Origin of the sequence: Algoriphagus sp., assembly GCF_030694375.1 — a bacterium.
Taxonomy (GTDB): Bacteria; Bacteroidota; Bacteroidia; order Cytophagales; family Cyclobacteriaceae; genus Algoriphagus.
Map to the genome: position 1 here is coordinate 190255 of NZ_JAUXYL010000020.1, position 23269 is coordinate 213523.

The 23269-nt window shown below is 41.8% G+C and carries 22 protein-coding genes; 11 read left to right on the plus strand and 11 right to left on the minus strand.

The features are described 5' to 3' along the window. Window positions 1-12: 12 nt before the first annotated feature. Window positions 13-360 (minus strand): ribosome silencing factor, encoded by a 348-nt coding sequence (gene rsfS, locus Q8M62_RS05685; RefSeq protein WP_305351147.1) that lies wholly within the window; start codon window positions 358-360, stop codon window positions 13-15. Between the two features lie 58 nt (window positions 361-418). Between rsfS and Q8M62_RS05690 the strand changes: the two genes are divergently transcribed. Further along, on the plus strand, window positions 419-1183 hold the full coding sequence (locus tag Q8M62_RS05690) for a biotin--[acetyl-CoA-carboxylase] ligase (RefSeq protein ID WP_304902447.1): 765 nt from the start codon (window positions 419-421) through the stop codon (window positions 1181-1183). A gap of 75 nt (window positions 1184-1258) precedes the next feature. Beyond that, window positions 1259-2578, plus strand: coding sequence for an adenosylhomocysteinase (ahcY, locus tag Q8M62_RS05695; protein WP_304902446.1), 1320 nt, complete (start codon window positions 1259-1261; stop codon window positions 2576-2578). 51 nt (window positions 2579-2629) lie between these two features. Here the strand turns inward: ahcY and Q8M62_RS05700 are convergent, their stop codons facing one another. Continuing rightward, entirely contained in the window at window positions 2630-3430 is an 801-nt protein-coding gene (locus Q8M62_RS05700; protein WP_304902445.1) for a hypothetical protein, read from the minus strand. Window positions 3431-3709: 279 nt separating this feature from the next. Between Q8M62_RS05700 and Q8M62_RS05705 the strand changes: the two genes are divergently transcribed. Next, complete coding sequence (locus Q8M62_RS05705; RefSeq protein ID WP_304902444.1) at window positions 3710-4582, plus strand: SDR family oxidoreductase; 873 nt, start codon at window positions 3710-3712, stop codon at window positions 4580-4582. Window positions 4583-4638: 56 nt separating this feature from the next. Here Q8M62_RS05705 and Q8M62_RS05710 read toward each other — a convergent pair whose 3' ends face one another. After that, complete coding sequence (locus Q8M62_RS05710; RefSeq protein ID WP_304902443.1) at window positions 4639-5685, minus strand: PAS domain-containing protein; 1047 nt, start codon at window positions 5683-5685, stop codon at window positions 4639-4641. Window positions 5686-5765: 80 nt separating this feature from the next. Here Q8M62_RS05710 and Q8M62_RS05715 point away from each other — a divergent pair, with 80 nt between their 5' ends. After that, window positions 5766-6377 carry an HD domain-containing protein gene (locus tag Q8M62_RS05715; RefSeq protein WP_304902442.1) on the plus strand — a complete coding sequence of 204 codons (612 nt, stop codon included), beginning with the start codon at window positions 5766-5768 and terminating at the stop codon, window positions 6375-6377. A gap of 33 nt (window positions 6378-6410) precedes the next feature. Here the strand turns inward: Q8M62_RS05715 and Q8M62_RS05720 are convergent, their stop codons facing one another. Continuing rightward, window positions 6411-6902 (minus strand): DUF4494 domain-containing protein, encoded by a 492-nt coding sequence (locus tag Q8M62_RS05720; protein ID WP_092728445.1) that lies wholly within the window; start codon window positions 6900-6902, stop codon window positions 6411-6413. A gap of 198 nt (window positions 6903-7100) precedes the next feature. Between Q8M62_RS05720 and Q8M62_RS05725 the strand changes: the two genes are divergently transcribed. Next, on the plus strand, window positions 7101-9368 hold the full coding sequence (locus Q8M62_RS05725; RefSeq protein ID WP_304902441.1) for a patatin-like phospholipase family protein: 2268 nt from the start codon (window positions 7101-7103) through the stop codon (window positions 9366-9368). A 6-nt stretch (window positions 9369-9374) separates the two neighbouring features. Here the strand turns inward: Q8M62_RS05725 and Q8M62_RS05730 are convergent, their stop codons facing one another. Beyond that, complete coding sequence (locus Q8M62_RS05730) at window positions 9375-9854, minus strand: DUF962 domain-containing protein (protein ID WP_304902440.1); 480 nt, start codon at window positions 9852-9854, stop codon at window positions 9375-9377. Between the two features lie 77 nt (window positions 9855-9931). Between Q8M62_RS05730 and Q8M62_RS05735 the strand changes: the two genes are divergently transcribed. The 3 genes from Q8M62_RS05735 to Q8M62_RS05745 are packed head-to-tail and all read left to right on the plus strand — an operon-like array spanning window position 9932 to window position 13169. Then, complete coding sequence (locus Q8M62_RS05735) at window positions 9932-11059, plus strand: FAD-binding oxidoreductase (protein WP_304902439.1); 1128 nt, start codon at window positions 9932-9934, stop codon at window positions 11057-11059. A gap of 50 nt (window positions 11060-11109) precedes the next feature. Then, window positions 11110-12567: a Na+/H+ antiporter NhaC gene (gene nhaC, locus Q8M62_RS05740; RefSeq protein ID WP_304902438.1), complete on the plus strand. Its 1458-nt coding sequence runs from the start codon at window positions 11110-11112 to the stop codon at window positions 12565-12567. Next, window positions 12564-13169 (plus strand): 3'-5' exonuclease, encoded by a 606-nt coding sequence (locus Q8M62_RS05745; protein ID WP_304902437.1) that lies wholly within the window; start codon window positions 12564-12566, stop codon window positions 13167-13169. The genes nhaC and Q8M62_RS05745 overlap by 4 nt, the downstream gene beginning before the upstream one ends. Here Q8M62_RS05745 and Q8M62_RS05750 read toward each other — a convergent pair. After that, complete coding sequence (locus tag Q8M62_RS05750; protein ID WP_304902436.1) at window positions 13156-13782, minus strand: YigZ family protein; 627 nt, start codon at window positions 13780-13782, stop codon at window positions 13156-13158. The genes Q8M62_RS05745 and Q8M62_RS05750 overlap by 14 nt on opposite strands. An 85-nt stretch (window positions 13783-13867) precedes the next feature. On the opposite strand from Q8M62_RS05750, the gene Q8M62_RS05755 reads away from it, so the two are divergent. Genes Q8M62_RS05755 through Q8M62_RS05765 form a run of 3 tightly spaced genes read left to right on the plus strand, consistent with a single transcriptional unit; the run spans window position 13868 to window position 16164 of the window. Continuing rightward, window positions 13868-14299 carry an FdtA/QdtA family cupin domain-containing protein gene (locus tag Q8M62_RS05755; RefSeq protein ID WP_304902435.1) on the plus strand — a complete coding sequence of 144 codons (432 nt, stop codon included), beginning with the start codon at window positions 13868-13870 and terminating at the stop codon, window positions 14297-14299. Beyond that, window positions 14283-15212: a hypothetical protein gene (locus Q8M62_RS05760; protein WP_304902434.1), complete on the plus strand. Its 930-nt coding sequence runs from the start codon at window positions 14283-14285 to the stop codon at window positions 15210-15212. Before Q8M62_RS05755 ends, Q8M62_RS05760 begins: the two co-directional genes overlap by 17 nt. A 1-nt stretch (window position 15213) precedes the next feature. Beyond that, entirely contained in the window at window positions 15214-16164 is a 951-nt protein-coding gene (locus Q8M62_RS05765) for a glycosyltransferase family A protein (RefSeq protein WP_304902433.1), read from the plus strand. On the opposite strand, the gene Q8M62_RS05770 is transcribed toward Q8M62_RS05765, so the two are convergent. Genes Q8M62_RS05770 through Q8M62_RS05790 form a run of 5 tightly spaced genes read right to left on the minus strand, consistent with a single transcriptional unit; the run spans window position 16165 to window position 23237 of the window. Beyond that, the gene (locus Q8M62_RS05770) at window positions 16165-17436 is read right to left on the minus strand and encodes a pitrilysin family protein (protein WP_304902432.1); all 1272 of its coding nucleotides are present in this window, start codon (window positions 17434-17436) and stop codon (window positions 16165-16167) included. Continuing rightward, the gene (porV, locus tag Q8M62_RS05775) at window positions 17436-18650 is read right to left on the minus strand and encodes a type IX secretion system outer membrane channel protein PorV (protein WP_092728454.1); all 1215 of its coding nucleotides are present in this window, start codon (window positions 18648-18650) and stop codon (window positions 17436-17438) included. Before porV ends, Q8M62_RS05770 begins: the two co-directional genes overlap by 1 nt. Next, window positions 18647-21895: a type IX secretion system sortase PorU gene (gene porU, locus Q8M62_RS05780; protein ID WP_304902431.1), complete on the minus strand. Its 3249-nt coding sequence runs from the start codon at window positions 21893-21895 to the stop codon at window positions 18647-18649. The genes porV and porU overlap by 4 nt, the downstream gene beginning before the upstream one ends. Further along, window positions 21892-22587, minus strand: a complete 696-nt coding sequence (gene pssA, locus Q8M62_RS05785) for a CDP-diacylglycerol--serine O-phosphatidyltransferase (protein WP_304902430.1) — start codon at window positions 22585-22587, stop codon at window positions 21892-21894. Before pssA ends, porU begins: the two co-directional genes overlap by 4 nt. Then, window positions 22584-23237 carry an MBL fold metallo-hydrolase gene (locus Q8M62_RS05790; protein ID WP_304902429.1) on the minus strand — a complete coding sequence of 218 codons (654 nt, stop codon included), beginning with the start codon at window positions 23235-23237 and terminating at the stop codon, window positions 22584-22586. The genes pssA and Q8M62_RS05790 overlap by 4 nt, the downstream gene beginning before the upstream one ends. Window positions 23238-23269: the final 32 nt, after the last annotated feature.

Here is a 23269-nt window from a genome sequence, read left to right on the forward strand (position 1 = left end):
TTATTCGGGTATTTAATTCACTCGGATGGTTTTGGCATCTCCCCAAAGCTCCTCCAAACCATAATAATTTCTTTTCTCTTTCAGGAAAATATGGACTACGACATCAAAATAATCCATCAAGACCCATTCGCCGTTTGATTTCCCCTCAACTTTTCGTGCAGGAGTTTCATTTACCTTTTGTATTTCGGCTTCAATAGATTCTGAGATTGCTTCAAGTTGCGTGTCTGAATTACCGGAACAGATTACAAAAAAGTCAGTTACTGAATTTTTTATTTTCCTAAGGTCCATTACTAAAATTTCAGAAGCTTTTTTTTCTTCCATTCCTTTGACGATCACCTTGCTCAGCGCTTCTGCTGTCATATATTGATTTAATTTTACGGGACGATGTAAGTAACCCTATTAGCCCAACCGAAAAATAATGTATAAAATTCTTGCCAACACGATTTTTTTGGGGAAAGATGTTCTTTTCCTGCCAGAGTGTCACTCGTCTAATGACAAAGCTCTCGAACTGATCCGATCCGAGAAGGCCAATGAAGGTACAATTGTAATCTGTAACCATCAAACTCAGGGAAAAGGTCAGCGAGGTAACACTTGGGAAGCGCTGCCGGGTCAAAACTTGACCTTTTCGCTGGTTTTGAAGCCAAACTTTCTGGATGTGTCCGAACAGTTTTTTCTTAACATGGTAATCTCTAACAGTATTCGCAGAATGCTTCAAGACTACCTCCCTGACTTGAAAGTAAAGTGGCCTAACGATTTGGTAGTACCTGACCGAGGTAAAATCGGAGGTGTGTTGATTGAAAATATTGTCAATTCATCCGCATGGGAATTTGCCGTTGTAGGAATTGGACTGAACATCAATCAACGAGATTTCCTAAACAAAAACGCCACCTCTTTGTCTTTGATTACAGGTGGACAGTATGAACTTGAAGAGCTGTTAAAACTACTCGTTGCCCACTTAGAGCAAGGTTACATTTCCTTAAAAAAGGGAAAAATGGAAGAGGTTCGGAAGGAATATCTGAGTCATTTGTTTTTAAAAGACATATGGGGAACTTTCACAGAAAGTGAAATCGAATTTGATGGGAAAATAGTCGGTGTTTCTCAAGATGGAAAACTTCAAATAATGCTAAAAGATGGTTCTGAGCGGTTTTTTGGCCTTAAGGAAATCACCTTCCCAAATCTTTAGCAAGTTTTCTATTCCCAAATTTAAGCAGTAACTTTGCTGTTCTTGTAAGAGTTTAATTCTTTAACTATCAATAACATGTCAGAAATTAAATCTGAAAAATTCATTCAGTACCGAGTAAAAGACATCTCACTTGCCGAGTGGGGAAGAAAAGAAATCAGGTTGGCGGAATCAGAAATGCCAGGATTAATGGCCTTAAGAGCCGAATTTGGTCCATCGCAGCCTTTGAAAGGGGCTAGAGTTGCCGGCTGTCTTCACATGACAATCCAGACTGCTGTTTTGATTGAGACTTTGGTTGCCTTAGGAGCAGAAGTAACATGGTCTTCTTGTAATATTTTCTCCACTCAGGACCACGCAGCAGCGGCTATTGCAGCTGCAGGAATCCAGGTTTATGCATGGAAAGGTCAGACTGAAGAGGAATTCGAATGGTGTATCGAACAGACCTTATTTTTTGGTGAAGAAAGACAGCCATTGAATATGATTCTCGACGATGGTGGTGACTTGACAAACATGGTATTGGATCAATACCCTGAGTTGGTTGCCGGTGTCAGAGGATTGTCTGAAGAAACTACCACAGGAGTACACAGGCTTTACGAAAGAATGAAAAACGGTACGCTTCCAATGCCTGCCATCAACGTGAACGATTCTGTAACCAAATCTAAATTTGACAACAAATACGGCTGTAAGGAGTCCCTAGTGGATGCAATTCGTCGTGCTACTGATGTGATGATGGCTGGTAAAGTAGCCGTTGTGGCAGGATATGGTGACGTAGGAAAAGGTTCTGCGGCTTCATTGAAAGGTGCTGGCGCACGTGTGATTGTGACGGAGATTGATCCGATCTGCGCACTGCAAGCTGCTATGGATGGGTTTGCGGTTAAAAAGATGAAGGATGCCGTGAAAGAGGGTGACATCATCGTCACTGCTACCGGTAACAAAAACATCATCACCGCCGAACACTTCAAATCTATGAAAGACAAGGCGATCGTATGTAATATCGGCCACTTCGACAATGAAATCGATATGGCTTGGCTGAACAAAAACTACGGTCATACCAAAAATGTAATCAAACCGCAGGTTGACCTGTACGACTTGGATGGCAAAGAAATTCTTGTTTTGGCAGAAGGTCGATTGGTGAATTTAGGTTGCGCAACGGGTCACCCCTCTTTTGTGATGTCCAATTCATTCACAAACCAGACTTTGGCCCAGCTGGAGCTGTGGGACAACTACAAGAATTATCAGCCGGGAGTGTATGTGCTTCCCAAGCATTTGGATGAGAAAGTGGCAGCACTTCACCTTTCTAAATTGGGCGTTGAATTGGACACTTTGTCCGCTGATCAGGCTGAATACATAGGAGTGGAGGTTCAAGGACCGTTCAAACCGGAGTATTACAGATATTAATTAACAGAGTAAAAGTTGCTTAGAGAGGCCTCGAAGAAATTCGGGGCTTTTTTATGGATTTAACTGAAGCGATCTTCCATCTGGCAAAGTTGAAGTCACAACGGGATTGCAATTTATGCTCTGTTCGAACCGGACTTTATAATCTATGCTACTGGAGGGGCTTCTGGAGATGATCCAGTTCTCTTTTCCTTTTTGAGGCAATTCCCAGCCATCCCGGTAGCATGAGAAAGACTGTTCTTTTGCTTCTGTAATGACCAAGGAAAAATCACGCCCAGCAGGATTTCTTCCTTCTATTCTTCCTCGTGTACTGAGCGCAAAGGGCCTTGAACCAAGCCTTGCCACGGAATAGGAAAAGGAGCCACTGGCTACAAAACCAAGATTTTTTTCAAGCTCAACCTGTAGATTTTCAAAAGTTTCCTTGTTTTCATTGAACGAAGGATTTACAAAATATCTGACTCCGTCAATTAACGTCTTTCCAAAGAAATATTTTTCATAGGTCATCGACCAAGATGGGTTTGAAGTATTGGAAAGCGTAAAGTCCAGAATGATTTTGCCTGTTCTGAGCGTTTTATTCGGCTGCTGGCACTCCTGTGGATTAGAATAGTTCAGCTCAATGATTCTCGAACCGGGACTGCGGATAATTTCAGGGCATCCTGGTAATTCTTCCGGAAATGTCCTGAAATACTCAGTCAAGGAAATATTTCCGAGGTAACTGCTTTCATTTATTGCCTCAGAAAACCGAAAAAACTGATTCGCCTCCTGACTTAAGTCAGTGGAGATGTCTTTACCGACATCTTCTGTACAAGACCAAGAAAGGATTGAAGCTGAAATAAGAAGTAGGAATTTTTTCATTTGAATAGTGAATAATGAGATGCTTTCAAATTCCGCGCCTGATTGCTATCTTGGCTTTAACGAAAGAATTCAAAGACATATAATCAGTCCTGCCTGATTCAGGTAGATGGTTGCGAGATAATGGAAATAGACAATGAAAAACATATTAGAAACAGATGAAATCGAGCCTGTCTGCTACAGGCAGGCATGACTAGGATCGTCACACACTGGGATGCCCCGAGCTATCGGGGAATCCATGCGAAGATTCCATGTGGCAAATAAAAATCAAATTATAAACACATGAAATTTAACGAAGGAATGCTCCGTGAGGGAGCACTTAAAGATAAAAACATTCTTGTGACCGGAGGCGGTACAGGTCTTGGTCGATCCATGGGGGAATATTTCTTGCAGCTGGGGGCTAATCTTGTCATCACATCGAGAAAAATCGATGTCCTTCAAGAAACTGCCAAAGAAATGATGGAAAAAAACGGAGGCAAAGTCATTCCGGTAGCCTGTGATGTCCGTGACATCGATCAAGTGGAGGCGATGTGGGAAAAAGCAAAGTCCGAGTTGGGTCAAATCCACGTAGTACTTAATAATGCAGCCGGTAATTTTATCAGTCCGACAGAAAGACTGTCTACCAATGCGTTCAATACGGTGTTGGATATTGTGCTAAAAGGGACTTCTCAGGTCACACTTACTGCCGGAAAGGATTGGATTGCACATAAACAGGCAGGAACATTCTTAAATATTGTGACAACCTATGCCTGGACAGGGTCTGGATATGTGGTCCCTTCTGCTGCAGCAAAGGCAGGAGTACTAGCTTTGACCCGCTCCCTTGCAGTAGAATGGGCAAAATATGGAATTCGATCCAATGCAATAGCTCCGGGGCCATTTCCGACCGAGGGTGCTTGGAGTAGATTGCTGCCAGGTGATTTGTTAAAAAAATTCGATCCAGCTAAAAAAGTTCCTGTGGGCAGAGTGGGTGAGCATCAGGAACTGGCAAATATTGCGGCCTATTTGGTTTCTGATTTTTCGGCTTATGTCAATGGAGAAGTAATCACAATTGATGGTGGAGAGTGGCTTAAAGGTGCAGGAGAGTTCAATAATTTAGATCAGATACCTCAAGAAATGTGGGATATGATGGAGGTGTCTAGAGGAAAAAAGCCCTAAGCCCCAGCATAGTTTGGGGCTATCTGAAAGCTAAATGGAAAATCAAAAACCTGTAATCATAATGGACCAATTCCACGTTCCCAGGATTCATTTTGATTCACAGATTCCTTGATACTTTTCTTTAGAGATTGATCGAGCTGTTTGGATTCTGTTTTTAGGATTTCAAGAAGTTTTCTGGATTCCGGAGTATGTTGCTCCGTGTCCAGTATTTCCAAAACACCAAGGATATTTGCTACTCGCGCTCTTAGCGAATGAGATTGTTGAAAAGCTAGGTCCCGCAGAAAATAGTGGTGCTCTCTCAGCCAGATTTCCTGCTTCTTCTTTTCGGTGATGTCTATGAGTAATCCCTGCATTTTCTGTGGATGGCCTGTGGAATCCCAGTCGGTAGTTTTGCCAAAGCCCACGACCCATATTGTTTGATTTCCTTTGGATACAATCCTGAATTCCTTACGGAATGGCAGATTTCCGGGAGTTTTAAAATGTAAATTAAGATCCCTTAATAATTCCTGAAAATCTTCGGGATGAATGTGTTTTTGCCATGAAATTTCTTTCATGCTTTGAATTTCTTTCTCTGAATATCCCAGCATTTGCGCCACCCCGCTGCTGATGTAATCTCTTTTGGTGCCAGGGTCAAAATCCCAAAATCCAAGTAGCTTATTTTCTAAAAGAATATCTACCAGTTCATTCCCGTTTGTAGTGCCATCAATAAATTCTCCCAAGCCTAGGTTATATGGGCGTAGTGGTTCAATAGGATGGCCAAGTCCAAGGCATGTCCCAAAGTCCTCGGTGATAAAGAAAAATTCCCATTTTGTCGAAACAGTATTTCCATCGGGATGATTGATTTTTTGTAAATCAACCAGAAAAGATTGATGGCTGCTTTTCCAAGCTTTTATTCGTTGATTTTCATATTTTGACCAGTCGGAAGCCAAAAAGCAATCTGCGAAATAGATTGGTTTTTCTTTGTGGTCAAAAAGTGACGGAATAGGCCCAATGCCGGAATCAGAAGACATGACTTTCCCTGACTTGTCAAAAGTCACCTGGAGAAAATATTCAGAGGTAATGGCTAGATTGCTCAAAACCTGTATGGAATTCCAATCCTGCATTTTGCAAACTTAAATGAAATCTTCGTTTGAAATACGTAAACCAATAAAATTTATACAAAATACATTAAAATATATTTATAATGGAAAACAATCCGCTTTTTTTAAATCGCTCCTCTTTTGGAAATACCCTTCATATTGGTAATATATTGTCCGAAAAGGAGGCGAAAACACTCTTGAACGATTGGGTGAAAAATGATAAACTCCAAGTTCACATGAAGCAGGTGGCGCACTTGATGAAGGCTTTCGCCAATTCAAAAGGGTACGGGGAGCTGATAGTGCAGAAATGGTATTTGGCAGGTTTGCTGCACGATGCTGATTGGGACCAATGGCCGGATCAGCATTGCAAAAAAATCATTGAAGAACTCGAATCAAGACAAATTGACCCGGAAATCATTCGAGCGATTGCCTCGCATGGGCCGAGATATTTTGGGGTAGAACCAATCTCTGAAATGGACAAAATGCTCTATGCTTTTGATGAGCTAAGTGGATTTGTCCATGCTTATTCTTTGATGAGACCTGAAGGCTATTTGGGAATGGAAGTGAAGGGCGTGAAAAAACGATTAAAGGACAAAACTTTCGCCGCTCAGGTTAGTAGGGAAGATGTTCAGGACGGTAGCGAACGGGCCGGAATTCCCCTTGAAGAACTTATTCAGTTTGTGATCTCCAATCAGGGGGATGCTGACCTGAATTAAACCAAAAGAGCCACATCAGGTGTGGCTCTTTTTCTATTCTTCTTCTATAGGTGTGACTGGTCTGAAATTACCAGGAGGTAGTTGATCTGCTACCTCGTCTTTTTCGAATGGGAAAACTTCTACAATTGGACTTTCGGTAATATCCGGGACACGGAAACTCACCAGCATGTTGCTTAGACTTTCCTGTATTCTGTCATAGGCTTGTTTGACATCCTCGGCAGTGACAATCATGTATTGTGTGACTTTTTTCTCCTTTCCATTGTCTCCATCTGCAATCAAATAAGTGATTTTACACTTATGCCATTGGTCAGCATCCTCATAGAAAAACACGTCCACGATATTACTTTTGCTGATGCCGGTTACTTGAAAGTCTCCTCTGATTTGAGATCCCAGTCGATCATAAAGAATCGCTTCGGCCTCCGTAAAAGATACCGCATCTACCAAATATTGCTCGGAAATGCTCTTCAGCAAGCCTTCCTCATTTTCTTTTGCGTATTTGACTTTGCACAAAAACCAGGTTCTCATTTTTTTCTGTTTTAAACATCCGAAGGTACTTTTTCTATTTTAAAGCTTCGAATGATTTCTTCGGATATCTTTTGGATTTACAGTGGTGGATCTATCAATTCACTGATAGTCAGTTGAAAAACTTATAATAAACTAATCCTGCCGTGAGAGTGAAGTGGATTTCTCAAAAAAGATTAACTTGTTCTCAATAATAAACCCATGCGAGAAAGAATTTTATACAGCTTCCCTGTCCAGCTTTTCCTTCTTCACCTTCGGAAAAATCTTGCATTGGTTTTTGTTTGGGGGATTTTGTTGGGTGTAATTCTTGAGCAGTTTGGAGTTGTTCTTGGGATACCATTTCTTTTTTTGGATCCGGAATATCTGCATAAGGTTTCTTGGTTGAGTTTTTTTTTGATGGGAGTAGGATTGGCCATTCTCACAATGGCATTTCATATGACCACCTATATTATGGACGGGAGGCAGTTCAAGTTTTTGGCTATTATTCCGAAGCCCTTCATTCATTTTTGTTTAAATAACTCGATAGTTCCACTGATTTTTTATCTGGTGTACATTGTAAAGTTTGTTGTCTTCCAGTTGGATAATGATCTACCGTCAGACTGGGTGGTGCTGAAATATTTTTTTGGATTTTCCCTGGGCAGTATATTTAGCTTTGGGTTGATCTTCGGATATTTTGCGTTCACAAACAAAGACTTTTTCATCCTTTTTGCAGGTAGTTTGGATAAGAGACTTCGGAAAGTCCGGATGACTCGGGCCACAGTTCTCAGCCAATACAAAGAATTAAAAATCAGGAAAGATAAGGTAATCACTTATCTGGATCTTGGATTGAAATTGAAGGATGTCCGACCGGATATTGCACGATTTGAAACACAACAATTGCTTCGGGTTTTTGATCAAAATCACCTCAATCTCTTTCTGATCCAAATCTTCCTAATAGTTGTTGTCTTGTTTTTGGGGATTTTCAAAGAGAAAGAAATTCTGCAGTTTCCCGCTGCGATGAGTGTGACCTTACTATTGGCGATTCTGGTCATGTTGGTAGGGGCAATGAGCTTTTGGTTGAGGAGTTGGGCTACGTTGGTGGTAGTTGTGATGATTTTTTCAGTCAATTATTTTTCAAATTTTTCTTTTTTAAATCGTCCTCACGAAGCATACGGAATCAATTATGAAATTCAACCTGCGATCTACTCTTTGGCAAGATTGGACTCGCTTGTTCATCGGGATACGCTGCAAAAGGACAGGGAAAACACCCTGCGAATCCTCGAAAATTGGAAATCCAAATTCCCAAATGATTCCCTGCCAAAATTGGTTCTAGTGGCTGCCAGTGGAGGAGGACAGCGTGCGGCACTTTGGACGCTTCATGTCCTTCAGACCATGCATCATGCGACAAATGGGGTAATTACCAAGCATACCGAGTTGTACACTGGAGCTTCCGGGGGAGTTTTGGGAGAAGCTTTTTTCAGAGAGATTTACTTGAGGTCTCTTTCAGATTCGGCTTTCAATCCGACAGACGCCAGGTTTTTAGATCAGATTTCTGCTGATAATCTCAACCCAATCATTTTTACGTTGCTGGTAAATGATTTGCTGATTCGAAACCAGCGCTTTGAATATGGAGGATATAGCCACCTGAAAGACCGTGGTTTTGCCTTTGAAAATCAACTGAACATCAACACACATGGGATATTGGATAAACCCCTGAATGCGTATCGTGATCCTGAATTTCTGGCAAAAATCCCATTGCTTCCAGTCACCTCACTGGTGACCAATGATGGACGGAAATTGGTCATTTCCCCTCACTCGATGTCTTTTTTGGGGAGTTCAACATTAGGGAAAACCGGTATGGAAGAAAAAAAGCAAAGCATCGACTTTCTCCGTTTTTTTGCTGCACATGACGCAGGAAATCTCAGGTTTTTAAGCGCACTACGAATGAGTGCGACATTCCCATTTATCACTCCCAATGTCGAATTGCCCTCGGAGCCGACTATGGAGACGATGGATACAGGATTGTCCGATAATTTTGGTGTCCAGGATGCTTTACGCTTTTTGTACGTATTCCAGGAGTGGGTTGCGAAAAATACCAGTGGAGTGGTCTTGGTCTCTATACGTGATTCCGAAAAATCAATTGAAATTCCAAAAACGGAACCACCCCGGATTTTTGAAAAAATCTTTACCCCTTTGAAAAACATTTACATCAATTGGGACAATGTTCAGACCATCCAAAATGAGGTTCTTTTTAATTATATGAATGAATCCATGCCTTTTGAGATGGAACGAATCGAATTTGAATATGCTCCTGAGCATGTTCAGGTTGGAGAATTAACAGGTTCTCAGGAGACAATGCAGCGGGCTTCATTGAATTGGCGATTGACTGCACGGGAGAAAAAGTCAATTTTAACCAGCATTTATTCCTCTAAAAACAGGCTTGCCATCGACCGGATTCAGGAGATTTTCTCCAATTCACCAGTGGATTGAGAGAATTCAATAAGCAATTCCGATTTTTTTGTAGATAAAATGCATGAGCCAAGCAGGACCGATGAGTAGAAACTGGAGGTCTTTGAAAAAGGAAGGTCTTTTTCCTTCGATTTTATGACCTAAAAACTGGATGATCCAAGCAATAACAAAAACTCCAATGCTTATGATCCAAAGCTTTCCAGGAAAAGCAATGTTTAGGAAATTGGCCAAAGCAAGACACAAGGCTGAAAAAAACAGCATTCCCATACTCAAAGGCACAGAAAGTGAAATGTAATACATAAGAGTAAGTGCTAATGCAATGGTAGCCCAGTTGGCGAAGTTGTGTAAAAATGACAAGGGCTCAAGCAAAAGGCCGGCTGGAACGCTGAAGATCAACCCTACTACACTGAAGAAAATCGCAGGCACACAAAACCAATGAATCAATTTGTTGGTTTGATTTCGGTGACTTTCGCCATACTCTTCGAGAAGTAAATCAATTTTTCTCATGGTTTTTTGGGTTTAAATGAGGTAGTTTCGATTCAAATTAGGCAACTCATTTCAAATTTTAAACTTTCCGCTGAAAGATGTTTAGTTATTGGGAACAAAAAAACTTTTTTAGCTATGACTTGATCGTCATCGGCTCAGGTTTTACAGGGCTTTCTACTGCGATCAATTACAAAAAGAAAAAGCCCAAAGCGAGTGTGCTGGTCTTGGAGAAGGGTGTTTTTCCGACCGGTGCGAGCACCAAAAATGCAGGCTTTGCCTGTTTTGGAAGCTTGACAGAAATATTGGATGACTTTTGGAGTATGAGTCCCAAAGAAGTCACTGCCTTGGTGGAAAGGCGATACAAGGGGCTTCAGCAAATCCGTAAAAATTTTGGTGACGCAAGGCTTCGATATCAGCATACGCATGGTTTTGAGCTTTTGGAGGCTGAAAATATAGCTGCAGCAGATCAAATAGGTGAAGTCAACAAGATGCTCAAAAAGCTTTTTAAGAAAGATGTCTTTTCCCTAGTCAAAAAGCCTGAAAAATTGGGTTTTTCTGACCGGGTCAAACTGGTTGTTGAAAATAATTTTGAAGGAGAACTCGACCCGGGAGCCTATTTGGGAGCACTCTGGGAAAAAGCTTCAAAAATGGGGGTTAGAATATTGACAGGTGTATCAGTAGTGGAAGTTCAGAAAGATGAGGGAATCGTTTTGGCTGAAAACACGGGAAAAAATAAAGTCTTTGAATTCAAGGGAGAAAAAGTTGCGATATGTACAAATGCCTTTTCTAAAAAACTTTGGCCAGAGTCAGAATTGGAACCCGGGCGAGGACTCGTATTGCTGAGTAAGCCGCTAACAGAAAAGTTACCTTGGAAAGGGTCTTTTCACATGGACAAGGGATTTGTTTATTTCCGGGAAATTGACGGACGACTTTTATTGGGAGGAGCGCGAAACAAAGATTTTGAGAAGGAAAAATCGCTCGAATTTGAGACTAATCCAAAAATCAAAAGCCACCTCGAAAATCTCGCAAAAGAAGTGATTTTACCCGGAAAGAATATCGAATGGGATATGGAATGGACTGGTATTATGGCTTTTGGGCCGAAGAAAAGTCCCTTGATTCAATCGATTGGTAAGAAAACGGCTGTCGCTGTACGGCTTGGAGGAATGGGTGTTGCGATTGGTTGGCAGGTAGGAAAAGAACTTTCCCAGCTACTTTCAAAAATGTAATTGATTTTTTTTACTTAGATTCAAAGCCTTTAAACTTCCTCATAAACTGAATGAAAGTACAGCAAAGAACTCCACGTATTATTGATGCGCTGATACCAATTATTTTTCTAATTATCCTTTTGGTTATTAATATTCAGATTTTTGGCACTGATAGTTTAGCTGGCTCCAATCAATTGGTTTTGGTTTTATCATCTGCTGTGGCAGGTTCTATTGCGATTTTCAGACTTAAAATCCAATGGGAAGCGCTACAGGATGGCATCGTGAAGAGCATCAGCGCTGCGATGAGCGCCATTCTGATATTGTTTTTGATAGGGTCACTTGCAGGTACATGGTTATTGAGCGGAATAGTGCCTGCGATGATTTACTATGGATTGAAAATCCTCAGTCCCGAAATATTCCTTGTGGCTGCCTGTATTATCAGTGCAGTTGTATCAGTAGCCACAGGTAGCAGTTGGACGACCGTAGCGACGGTAGGTGTGGCATTATTGGGAATCGGTAAAGCATTGGGTTTCGAAGAAGGGATAATCGCGGGAGCGATTATTTCAGGGGCCTATTTTGGAGATAAAATGTCACCGCTCAGCGACACGACAAATCTTGCACCGGCTATGGCCGGAACGGATCTATTTACACATATCCGGTATATGGCAAAAACCACAATACCTTCCATTTCAATCACGCTGATCTTATTTGTGGTCATTGGGTTGAACTATGAGACTGCCGGCAGTGTGGATGATGTGAAGGCTATTTCAGATACCATATCCGGGAAATTTAATATTTCAGCCTGGCTTTTTCTTGTCCCTTTAGCTGTTTTGGGGATGATTGTAAAAAAGGTCCCTGCGATTCCCGCTCTACTAGCAGGAGCGCTCCTAGGGGGAGTTTTTGCACTTATTTTTCAGCCCGAAATCGTAGTCGCCATCGCCAATGATTCTGGTTCCTATGCCTATTTGGGATTCAAGGCAGTGATGATGTCGCTCTACGGGGAGACGGCAATAGTGACAGACAATGACATTGTGAATGAACTTCTGGTCACCGGAGGAATGGCAGGAATGTTGAATACCATTTGGTTGATTGTTTGCGCGATGGTTTTTGGAGGAATAATGGAGGTAAGTGGTATGCTGCAGGTACTGGCTGAAGCTGTGATTAAAAAAGTACATTCAGTAGGTTCTCTGATTGCTTCTACTGCCGCAACTTGCGTGTTTTTCAATATCACTACTTCGGATCAGTATCTGGCGATTCTCGTGCCGGGTAGAATGTACGCAGATATCTATCGGAAGAGAGGACTCAAACCTGAAAACCTCAGTAGAACCTTGGAGGATTCAGCGACAGTGACTTCTGTTTTGGTTCCCTGGAACACCTGTGGTGCAACACAAGCCTCAGTATTGGGAGTGGCCACATTGACTTACGCACCTTATTGTTTTTTCAATATTATCAGTCCGTTTATGACCATTTTATATGGTTATTTGAAAATCGGGATCCACTATTATGAGCCGGAAGAAGAGTTGGTATGATTCCTTATAGTATTAGCAAAGAAGAAGTCAATGAATTGCCTTTAGGGCAGTTTGAGGGAGAGATTTATTTGATAGATCATCCAGATCAGGTGGAGGAGGCTGTTGATTTTTTAGAAGATCAACACATTATTGGTTTTGACACCGAGACCAAACCTTCCTTCAAAAAAGGGCAGTTTAACCATGTTTCCTTGCTTCAGCTGTCTACTTCAGAGCAGGCATTTCTTTTCAGGCTCAATAAAATCGGTTTCCCCGGGCCCCTTCGCAACTTGATGGAGAAGGAAAATCTGGTAAAAATTGGAGCTGCAGTCAATGATGATTTGAAAGGATTGGGGAAACTGACGGATAGTTTTTATCCGCAATCTTTTTTTGATCTCAATGATGAGCTGAAGAAAGTTGGGTTTCACAATGTAGGTGTGCGAAATCTCAGTGGAATGGTGCTGAAAATCCGGATTTCCAAATCAGAGCAAGTTTCTAACTGGGAATCCGAAATCCTGACAGAAAGGCAACAGCGCTATGCTGCAACGGATGCCTGGGCTTGTCTGAAGATCTTCAATGTACTCAGGGAAGAGGGGTTCCTTGATGAGTTGTTCAATCCAATCTGACCGATAGCGCTTCGATTTCTTCTAACTTTTCCAGTACTTCATCCTTTAATCCTGCTCTAAAGGAAAGCGTAAGCATACAGTCCAAGGCCATTTCCTGCGAAATTATGGTCAAGCCTTTAGCTTTGACCACTTTCATTACCTCATTCATTGCAGGGTATGGGAATCGTAATTCCAATTTAATTTTCACCCATTCCTGTAGGATTTGATTTGCTTCAATGGCTAGTGCTGCGGCTGTTTTATAAGCCTGAATCAGACCACTTACCCCCAGCTTAGTTCCTCCAAAATAGCGAACCACTACAATGAGCACATTGGTGAGCTGGTTGGACCGGATCTGGCCGAGAATTGGATCTCCTGCCGAATGATTGGGTTCCCCGTCATCATTCGCGCGAAAGCTCGATCCGTCTTGACCCAAAACCCACGCATAGCAATGGTGTGAAGCATCAAAATATGCTTTTCTTAAAGAAGCGAGTTGGGTTTTGATTTCTTCCTCAGAATTCACAGGAAGAGCAAAGTAAAGGAACTTGCTGCCCCGGTCTTTGTAGTTCCCCTCACTTCTCCCTGCCAAAGTCAGAAAGGAATCTGATTGCGTTTCATTTTCGGAGAAGTGGTCCATTAGTGTCTTGTGAGATGAAGACTTGAAAATATAAAATTAACAGTAGGCTAACTTCGCCTTTACCTGAATTGTCTTATTTTTAGCTATGGCAAGTACAGAATTGAATAACAAAAGGCTAGAATACCATGCTCCTTGGCAAATCGAGATTCCCGGTCATGCCAATGAAAGCGGATCGGTTCATTTTTGGGAAAATTTTCAACTCTTTCCACATGGAGTACTTCGCTGTTTTTGGATTTCGGGGGTAAAGGAAGGCGAATCCCGTGGGAATCACGCGCATTGGCAAGAGTCACAGGTAGTAGTGGCCATAGCGGGAAAGCTAGAAATCAAAGTGATAGGCCTTGATGGCAATACGACAGTATTTATTCTTGAAAAGCCAGGTGTTGGCCTTTTCGTTCCTCCCTTAAATTGGATTGAAATCCATTTTTCAGCAGATGCTGTGCTTTTGGGACTTGGTGACCGGGCTTTTTCAGAAGCGGATTATATCCGAGACAAAAACTACTTTGGAAGCCTTCAATAAAGAAACTGCCAACCGGCATGAATTGCAGGTGGTCTCTTCTTTGGAAGAGCGGGATGCTTATTTTCTAAGGAACTTTCCTTCAGTCGGATATTCCAATCCGCTTGATTTCAGGTGGGTTAAAAAGGGAAAGACCAAGGCATCTCTAACCTTGGCAATTTCTGAAAATTTGGAGGCAGTCTCACTCCCGCTGTGTCCTTTTGGTGGACATTGGATTGAAGAAAATCTGTCCTCAGCCGAGGTGGATGAGTTTATCAAAGCAGTTTTGGATGATTTGAGACAACGGGGAGTTTCTGCAATCCGAATTGTTCAAGCTCCAAAACCTTACGAACCGAATTTTGACTTGATCAATTATCTCTTATTTAAAAATGGTTTCGAGCTGGAATCCCTTCTTAGTCACCATTTTTTCATTGGGAAGAAGAAAATCAAAAAGTTTGTCCAAAAAGACTACGCCAAGTTTCTTACCAAATCCAAGGAACTTGGATTAAGTATACAGACTGGCCCGATTTCGAATTTTGGTTTCCTTCAAGAAATCAAATCCTGGAATCAGGAAAGAGGCTATGCTATTTTATTTGATGAAAAGCGGTTGATTTCACAGGTTTCAAATTTTCCGGAAAGGTATTTTCTGATCAGTATTATTAAAGAAGGTAAAGCCCTTGCTCATACACTAGGTGTGAAACTCTTGCCTGATTCTATTTATTATTTTCTCGCTGCTATTCAACCCAAAACTTCGGTCAAAAATCTTGGGGAAATTTGTCTTTACCAGCTTTTTCAGCTCGCCTCAGACCAAAGGCTAAATTTTATTGATTTGGGATCTTCAGATCTAAATTTGGGTACCAATCATAATTTAATGTTCTTCAAATCCCGTTTTTCGAACGATATTAGCAATAAGGTCACTTGGACTTTAAAACTCTAAAATGGAAACCTCAGATTTGGTTACGGTAATTTGTATTGCATACAATCACGGGGAATGGATTGAACAGACTTTGGAAAGTGTCCGCGCACAGGAGTATTATGCCAAAGAGCTATTCGTGGTTGATAATGGAAGTACGGATGATACAGCTGAAAAAATCCGAAACTGGGTGAAAATATCCGCAGGCGAAATGTCTGTTGAAACTATTTTTCATGAGGAAATGCAGCCTTATTGTCGATTGTTTAATGATGTGCTTGCCCAAGTCAACAGTCAATACCTAGTTGATTTGTCTGGTGATGATATATTATATCCGGAGCACCTTAGCTATTCAATCCGTGAACTGCAAATGGCGCCATTCGCAGGATTTGTCTTCTCTGACGCATATGTTTTGGATCAAATGGGTGAAGTCAGGACCTTCTACAAAAGAAATACGGGAGGGGACTTGATCGAAGAAATAGAGCTTAGCAATATCTATGAAACGTTGATTCAACGAAATTTCATTTGCTCTCCTACGGTCGTTTTTAATACCGCCGCGCTTCGAAAGGAGGGGGGATATGATGAGTCACTGTACTACGAGGACTTCGATATCCAAATAAGGATGGCAAGAAATCATCCGGTGGTATTTTCGGATCACATAGGAGTACTCAAACGAAAACATGAAAACTCCATGTCTTCTTCTCAGTATCAAAATTACCAATCCAAAATGCTTCCAAGTACAGTGAAAGTCTGTTCTAAGATTCATCAAATGAATATTTATCCGGAAGAAAACCGTGCTTTGAAAAGAAGAATTCTGTACGAACTAAAACACGCACTTTGGTCGGCTAATTTTATTCCAGCACGCGAGTTGGTGGACTTGGGGGAAAGTTTGAAGATGAAAAGTCTTCGGTTTTTTATTTATAAAATTTGGGCAAAACAGGAATGGGACATTTCTTGGCTGTATGTCCGGCTGACTTGATTACCCGACCACCACTTCTACAAAAGGCAGATTAGAAAAGTATTTTTTACCGATTTCCAGAATGTCTTGGGCAGTAAACTTTCTGAGAAATGCCAATTTTTCCATATAAAAATGAAAATCCAAGCCTGAATGATGCACTGATCGAAAGCGATCAATTAAATCAAAAGACGAGCTAAATCTACCCAGCATTTGCCCGATGAGGTAATTTCTTACTACTTCAAGTTCTTCTTCTGGAACTGCCTCCTGGCTGAGTCTTCTTATTTCATTATAAATTTCAGTAAGAACCTCTCCTGTATATGCTTTTTGTACATCTGCACCTACCACCCAATAATTGATGTCACCAATCTCAGCTAAGGAAGAACTGATCCCATAAGTGTGGCCTTTGTCTTCCCGTATATTTTTGATCAATCGTGACCCAAAATACCCCCCTAAAATTGTATTGAAAACAGCCAGTGCCTGAAAATCCGGATGAGATTTTGGGATGGACCAGTTGCCAATCCGGATACTGGATTGCAAGGCCTGTTGACGCTCTTCATGAATTTTAGGGTTCATCGTGACAGGTGGAAGTATTCCCGGAGTTCCTTGGGTTCTGTATGGGATTTTGTTGAGAATAGACTCGATTCTGAAAAGTTCATCCGAGTCAAGATTACCGCAGAGGAAGAATTCCGTATCGGTCAGTAAATTATTCCGGTAATAGTCGATAAGATCGTTTCGTTGAACATTATCTACATGTTCTTCGGTGATTTCCAGTCCGTAAGGGTGATTTTCTCCAAAAAGAGCCTTTCGAAACAAATGGCTTGCCCGTGAAGCTGATTTTTCCTTTTCCAAGCGTAGGCTGAGCTTTCGCTGGGATTTCCTTTTTTCAAGACTTTCCTCCGGAAAAACCGCCTGATCAAAAAGGGAACTAAATACAGGCAATACTTCGAATAGATGCTTTCTGGTGGTGACGAGACTCATCCCCTCATGTGAATAAGTCAGTAGCGGATGAACTTCCGTGGCGTGGAAATCGAAAAATTCAGAAAGTTGGGATTCAGAGTGCGTGTGCGTGCCTTCTGTGAGCAATTGCAAGGTAAAGGACGAGACCAGCGATTTTTCCAAGGAGAGGATTAATCGTTGGCTTTTTCCGATGACTTCAAGTTTTACCGCATCCAGATTTGGAGTTGGGATAAAAAACAGCGTCCTGCTTCCGCTGAGTTTCCGCGCTTGTGGAGCGGGCAATACAAAATCTTCCGGAATGATGAATTCAGGCGCTTTTGATCTGTTAAGATGCATTAATTGCTGTTAATCGTGTAAAGCAGGGAGAATCGGAGCGTCTCAGCCAAGGGGTGGTTTTGTACTTGGGGCACTAAATAAGAAAAGTCGAAACCAATCTTTTTGAGAGTCATTCCCAGTCCCATGGTGAAATATCTTCGTCCACCCTTGCTTGGATTTTCATAAAAATAGCCCGTTCGTAAAGCGAATTTTTCAGCGTATTTGTATTCTACGCCAAATGAAATGTTGAATTCTCTTAGCTCCTCATTAAACCCGTCAGGTGCATCCGAGAATGATCCAAACATGCCTGAAATCAAGGCCCTGTTAGGGTCTTCTCCCGCCTTTATGATCAAGTTTCCATTTTCGTCTGTAGCAAGAGAACCGTCCTGATTGGTCTCATACAGTGGGGGAGTAGGTACCATCAGTTTGTTGAAATCCAGTGCAAAAGTGATCGAATTGACCGGATCAAAATTGATTGAATAGGCAGTGCCTATACGGAAGTTGGTCGGGATATAGTCCAGATCTTCGGCACTGTTGTAAGTGATTTTAGGACCAATATTGGTAATAGCAGCACCCCAAGACCAAGTCCCGTCTTTTGCGCCGATGAAGATGGGTTTTTGATAATAGAGTCCAATATCAGTTCCGACACTGATTCCAGGCTTAGCTTCTGATCCTCCGGCAGAGGAGATATTTCCTGAAAGATTGGAATGAATGAATCGAGCTGAAATCCCCAAACCAAAGTTTTGCGACAGTTTTCGGGAGTAAGTGCCTCCTATGGCAATATCTCTTGGGTTAAATTCCCCCAATGGATTACCGACTCCATCAGTCAGTTGAATATTACCCATATTGAAATAGCGCATATCAAATCCAAAAGCAGAATTTTCATCAATTTTTTTAAATCCTGTCAAATAACTGACCGACATATCATTGACTAACCTGCCAAGCCATGGAGAGTAAGAAAGTGAAAAACCCAAATCATCTTTAATAAATGCAAGCTTTCCTGAATTCCAATGCGCAGAATTAGCGTCAGGGGATGTAGCTACTCCCACATCACCCATTCCGGAATGTCGGGAATCAGGGGCGAAATTTAAAAAAGGAACAGCTGTGGTAATAACACGTCTGTTTGGATCTTGGCCGGATATAATTACACTGTTTTGTGCATAGGAAGAAAAACCACCCAAGGCGAAGACGATTAAAAGAGTGCTTTTCCAGCTTTCTATGGCCTTTATTTTCATCGAATAATTATTTTTCCACTGACCGAATCCGAGGAAAAGTCAGATTCTGACTGCAGCGCTAATTTGTAAATATAAGTTCCTTTTGCTGGATATTTTGATCGGCTTTGCAAAAATATCCATGACAAACTATGAACATTCTCTTCAGCTCTTACCAAACGAAATGATTCCGTAAATAGTATTTGACCGGATAGCGAGTAAACTTCCAAAGTAAGATTAAGGTTTTCTCCCGGACGATTGTGTTTGATTTCAAAATTACTTTCAACTGATGCAGGATTTGGATAAACTTTATGATCCAGAATTTGCATCAGATTGCTTCCTTTAATTTCAACTTCCAAACTAAGCGAATTTTCATTTCCAACAGTATCCCAAGCTCTGATCAGAATGATGTTTTTTCCTTCTACCAAACCTTCTAAGAAAACTTTAAAGCTTCCTTCCCTGTAATCGCCATTTTTCGCAAGGTATATTTCATTCAGAATGATGGGAGACTGTTCATTGACTTGAATGCTGAGGTCCTGACCGGGGATAAATCCGGAGACATTGATTCCACTTTGGTCAACAAGCAACGCTTCAATTTCGATTCTTGTAGCAGGAAACAAAAAAGGTCCTGCCGCTTGACCGTTGAGAATCGGTCTAATTTCCGGTCCGGTCGTATCCGTGATCGGGTTAGGTTGTATTCCTCCTATTACCGGTTTTTTGCTACCGATGGCTTGCAGGCCTGTTCGGGTATCCCAAGCTCGGATTCTGAGATTTCCATTTCCAAATTTCGGATTGATACCCCTTGGAATAAGGAATTTGGCTTCTAGAATTCCAGCCTCAATTTTCCCCTGACCCTTAAAAATTAATACTTGTTCTTCTTCAAATTCATAGGGACTGCTTTCATCTCCCAGAGTTTGCTGAGTCACAGGTTTGTCCCGGACTTCAATTTGATATTCCCCATGGAATCCGGACTGGAATGCCTGAGTCAATGGATCGATGACTTCTGCTTTTAAAACTATTTCCTGAAATGCCTTCAGCGTGTCTACTGGTGTACCACTTTTCCCATCTGTGATAGCTGTTATTTTTAGTTCAAGGTCTGGAATGGCAAGCTTGAGGCTAGGATCTCCCAGAAGTGAAAAGTTTCGATTCAGTGCGCCGTTGAGGCTTTGGTTTTTTGTGTTCTTGAAAATCGCTCCAAAAGTTTGGTGTTGCCCTTCATTTTTCCGGAAAACTTCTTTGATAAAAGCCTCATTCAATGCAAAATTGACACTGCTAAATACGGGCCTTCCCGTAGTCAATAAAGCAACAGCGCCTTTTTCCCGGGCGAAAAGTAATTCTTCGGCGGCCGACCTTACAAATGGACTGTCATGTCTTCCAAATTCACAAGTTGCCGTGACCCATAGCGCCAGTTCCTTTTGTCTAGCCCAATCTGCAATGTCGGAGACGCTGAATATCTCCTCTGCCGTCAACGTGGTTTCATTTCCGTGACCGATGTAATTGAGTATCAAAGTGCCCTCTTCCAATGTCTTTTCCAAGGCTGCCTTTGCTTGTGGAGCGCTCTGTCTTGTCCCTGATCTCTCTTGCTCGAACCTGTCCAAATAAAGCTTTTGAACCAGAAATTCGGGATGATTTTTCGTCAAATAGGCCGCGTGTGCTTCTGCATCCCTGACGTGGATATTGTTGTCCGCATCGTCGGCTAAAAAAGTAACCCGAGAGGATTTGGGCGTCCGAATGGGGTTTGTCTCATAGCGAATGATTTTTTCGACCATCTCATTCGCTTCCGTAAAGTTGATCGCCGGAAGCCTTCCCACACCGATTTGCATCCGTTCATCGCCTTCGCGTGATTCTTCCCAAATGCCCTGTCCATAATCAATCAAGCCATAATAGTCATCTGAACTGAATGTGGTTAGAGGATTCAAACTTTCGCGACTCGTGTAGATCGGAACCAGATTCGGTCTTCCTCCCAGTTTTCTCTTATAATCAAACGTGCCTTTGCCAAGGAGTAGCACGTTCTCAATTTTTTTATCCTTTTGGTATTGATAAGCAATGAAATTTCTGATTGCGTTGAGATCAGGATTACCATAGCCGAAGCTTTGATAGATTTGGTCAGTAGTTACTACTGAGGTTTTGACCCCCATTCGTTCCTTGTGAGTGCGCAGTTTAGTTGCTGAGGAAAGCAAATGCGGGGAAGTGATAATCAGGAGTTCAGGAGAACTATCCGAATCTCTTAAATCCAGGAAGACAGGTTTTAATTTCTCGATTTCGGTCACCTTTTCGGGTGAGAAGATTACCCACTTTTTACCCAAAGCACTGAGCCCTGAACTGGCATTGAATGCTGTTGGATTGAAAAAATCGCTTACTTCCCATGTTTGAAAACGCGGATCTAAAGTTATGGTACCCGCGTTTTCAGCTTCAAAAATCCCTTCTGTCAGGTTTGAATTTGAAAATGGAACGCCGACCACGAAATAATCCAAATAACCGGCCGATTCAGAGCCTGAACCCTGAAATGTAAATCTGATTTGTGAAAGTGAATTCCCGTTTGGATTGATTCTCAAATCAAAAATTGCCTCGCGCCCTTTTGTTCCAAAAGTGGAATTTGGAATGGAATTAAATGCAAGTTCTCCCAAAAGCTCGTTACCCGTGAGTATCCTCATGGTGGAATTGGAAAAAGATTGAGCCATCAATTTCCCATGCATAATCCAGGGCAGTGAGGTCTCCGATCTCAAGGCTAGGTTCACATTGAGACTTTGTCCCTGACGGATGGGGGCCGAAAACCAATTCCTGCCAGAGTTAAGAATATTCGTTTTCTCTTCTTTGAATGTAGTGAAGCTATACCAGATTTGGTATGGGTTTGAAGCTTGTGAATTGGCAGACTTTTGCAGAATTCTTAGCGGATTCGTTTTCTTTCCAATGAGAAAACTCAGGGAATCAGAAAATAAATGGTGGGTATAACTCAATCCATTTGGAGAAAAAGTCAGTGTATTTGGACCTGAGAGAAAAAAATAGAGATTACTGCCACTTTGTAAGGCCGGAATTTCCTGAAGGTCCATTTGATCGGCTTGGACTTGTTGGGGAAGCATGCCGGGGAATCCGTAGACGCTGACTTCCGAAAGGTTGGTAAAGCCAAGTTTTGCGGCCTGTTCCGCAGAGATGCTATAGACTCCCTGTTTTGGGGTTTTAAACTGAAAAAAATTTGATTGCGCAAAGGTGAGCCTCGCGAAAAGACTTAAAAAAAGACCAATACCCCAAACTGTAATATTCCACCTCATTCACTTCCTATTGCATTTTCGATCACAGATAGTCCAATATACGCCAAAATCACCAGAGGGATGCCTGCCAATTGAAGCCAGGCGAATATACTTATGCTTAGAATGATAAGAATATAGCGAAAGCGATTTTTAGGAAAAGAAAGACTTTTGAATTTCAAAGCGATGAGGGGAAGTTCGCTTATCAATAGAATAGCGAAAATCCAAGCTAAAATGATCACTAAAACCGGGGAGGAAAGCCAGCTTCCAAGGGTTGGCCATGTAAGTGCCAAATAGGGAAGGGTACTCAGAAATAAGGCATTTGCAGGAGTCGGTAGCCCGATGAATCGGTCGCTCTGTCTGGTATCCAGGTTGAATTTGGCAAGGCGATAAGCTGAAAGCATGGGGACAATCAAGGTCAAATAAGGAAGTAAAGACTCCGGTTGAACTTCATTTTTTGTCATCATAAAGAGAATCAAACCCGGCAATACTCCAAATGAGACAACATCCGCGAGCGAGTCCAATTCTTTTCCAATAGCACTCTGAACTTTGAGTAGTCGGGCAACAAACCCATCCAAAAAATCAAATACTGCGGCAATCAGTACAAAGTAAGCACCGGAGAGAATATTTCCATTCAACACCCATATAATCCCGACGACTCCAAAAAGCAAATTGAGGAGTGTGAGTAAATTTGGGATGTGGGCTTTGATCTTCATTGGATGGCCCGTTCTCCTACAAACGGATTGTAGATTTTTTCGAAGGCTATTTTGGTTTCCGGGCCGTGACCGCAATAAATAACCGTTTCAGCAGGAAGGGTGAAGAGCTGGGTTTTAATTTTCTCCAACAACAAAGCATGATTTCCTCCAGGGAGATCTGTTCTGCCTATGCTTCCACGGAAAAGTGTGTCTCCTGCAATACACTGCTTGCTTTTTTCATGATAAAAAACCACGTGGCCCGGTGCATGTCCCGGTACAAAGAGCACTTTAAGTAATTCTTCTCCCACCTTGAATTCCTGACCTTCTGTTAAGAAGTAATCTGCCTCTGAGGATTCATAGCCTTGAAAACCATAATTAGGCGCATAGACTTCCACCGACTTCAGTACAGGGATTTCTTTTTCATGAATCCAAAGTGGTATTCCGAATCGCTTCTTTGCCCAGGCATTGCCAAGAACATGGTCGATGTGGCAGTGCGTATTGAGAAGGTGAAGTACTTTCAATTCCTTTGAAATTATAAAGTCCTCGAGCTCCTTTCGTTCACCCACAGTATGACATCCCGGATCAATCAGTACAGCGCTCCCCAGGTCATCATAAGCCAAATAGGTGTTTTCTTGAAAAGGGTTGAAGGTGAAGGACTTGATATAAAGCATTGCAAAAGTTGATGTGATCGCAGCAAAGTAAT

What these genes read in the sequence shown, in the direction of transcription:
- rsfS (WP_305351147.1), bottom strand. Translation starts at nt 360, where the DNA reads ATGACAGCAGAAGCGCTGAGCAAGGTGATCGTCAAAGGAATGGAAGAA.
- Q8M62_RS05690 (WP_304902447.1), top strand. Translation starts at nt 419, where the DNA reads ATGTATAAAATTCTTGCCAACACGATTTTTTTGGGGAAAGATGTTCTT.
- ahcY (WP_304902446.1), top strand. Translation starts at nt 1,259, where the DNA reads ATGTCAGAAATTAAATCTGAAAAATTCATTCAGTACCGAGTAAAAGAC.
- Q8M62_RS05700 (WP_304902445.1), bottom strand. Translation starts at nt 3,430, where the DNA reads ATGAAAAAATTCCTACTTCTTATTTCAGCTTCAATCCTTTCTTGGTCT.
- Q8M62_RS05705 (WP_304902444.1), top strand. Translation starts at nt 3,710, where the DNA reads ATGAAATTTAACGAAGGAATGCTCCGTGAGGGAGCACTTAAAGATAAA.
- Q8M62_RS05710 (WP_304902443.1), bottom strand. Translation starts at nt 5,685, where the DNA reads ATGCAGGATTGGAATTCCATACAGGTTTTGAGCAATCTAGCCATTACC.
- Q8M62_RS05715 (WP_304902442.1), top strand. Translation starts at nt 5,766, where the DNA reads ATGGAAAACAATCCGCTTTTTTTAAATCGCTCCTCTTTTGGAAATACC.
- Q8M62_RS05720 (WP_092728445.1), bottom strand. Translation starts at nt 6,902, where the DNA reads ATGAGAACCTGGTTTTTGTGCAAAGTCAAATACGCAAAAGAAAATGAG.
- Q8M62_RS05725 (WP_304902441.1), top strand. Translation starts at nt 7,101, where the DNA reads ATGCGAGAAAGAATTTTATACAGCTTCCCTGTCCAGCTTTTCCTTCTT.
- Q8M62_RS05730 (WP_304902440.1), bottom strand. Translation starts at nt 9,854, where the DNA reads ATGAGAAAAATTGATTTACTTCTCGAAGAGTATGGCGAAAGTCACCGA.
- Q8M62_RS05735 (WP_304902439.1), top strand. Translation starts at nt 9,932, where the DNA reads ATGTTTAGTTATTGGGAACAAAAAAACTTTTTTAGCTATGACTTGATC.
- nhaC (WP_304902438.1), top strand. Translation starts at nt 11,110, where the DNA reads ATGAAAGTACAGCAAAGAACTCCACGTATTATTGATGCGCTGATACCA.
- Q8M62_RS05745 (WP_304902437.1), top strand. Translation starts at nt 12,564, where the DNA reads ATGATTCCTTATAGTATTAGCAAAGAAGAAGTCAATGAATTGCCTTTA.
- Q8M62_RS05750 (WP_304902436.1), bottom strand. Translation starts at nt 13,782, where the DNA reads ATGGACCACTTCTCCGAAAATGAAACGCAATCAGATTCCTTTCTGACT.
- Q8M62_RS05755 (WP_304902435.1), top strand. Translation starts at nt 13,868, where the DNA reads ATGGCAAGTACAGAATTGAATAACAAAAGGCTAGAATACCATGCTCCT.
- Q8M62_RS05765 (WP_304902433.1), top strand. Translation starts at nt 15,214, where the DNA reads ATGGAAACCTCAGATTTGGTTACGGTAATTTGTATTGCATACAATCAC.
- Q8M62_RS05770 (WP_304902432.1), bottom strand. Translation starts at nt 17,436, where the DNA reads ATGCATCTTAACAGATCAAAAGCGCCTGAATTCATCATTCCGGAAGAT.
- porV (WP_092728454.1), bottom strand. Translation starts at nt 18,650, where the DNA reads ATGAAAATAAAGGCCATAGAAAGCTGGAAAAGCACTCTTTTAATCGTC.
- porU (WP_304902431.1), bottom strand. Translation starts at nt 21,895, where the DNA reads ATGAGGTGGAATATTACAGTTTGGGGTATTGGTCTTTTTTTAAGTCTT.
- pssA (WP_304902430.1), bottom strand. Translation starts at nt 22,587, where the DNA reads ATGAAGATCAAAGCCCACATCCCAAATTTACTCACACTCCTCAATTTG.
- Q8M62_RS05790 (WP_304902429.1), bottom strand. Translation starts at nt 23,237, where the DNA reads ATGCTTTATATCAAGTCCTTCACCTTCAACCCTTTTCAAGAAAACACC.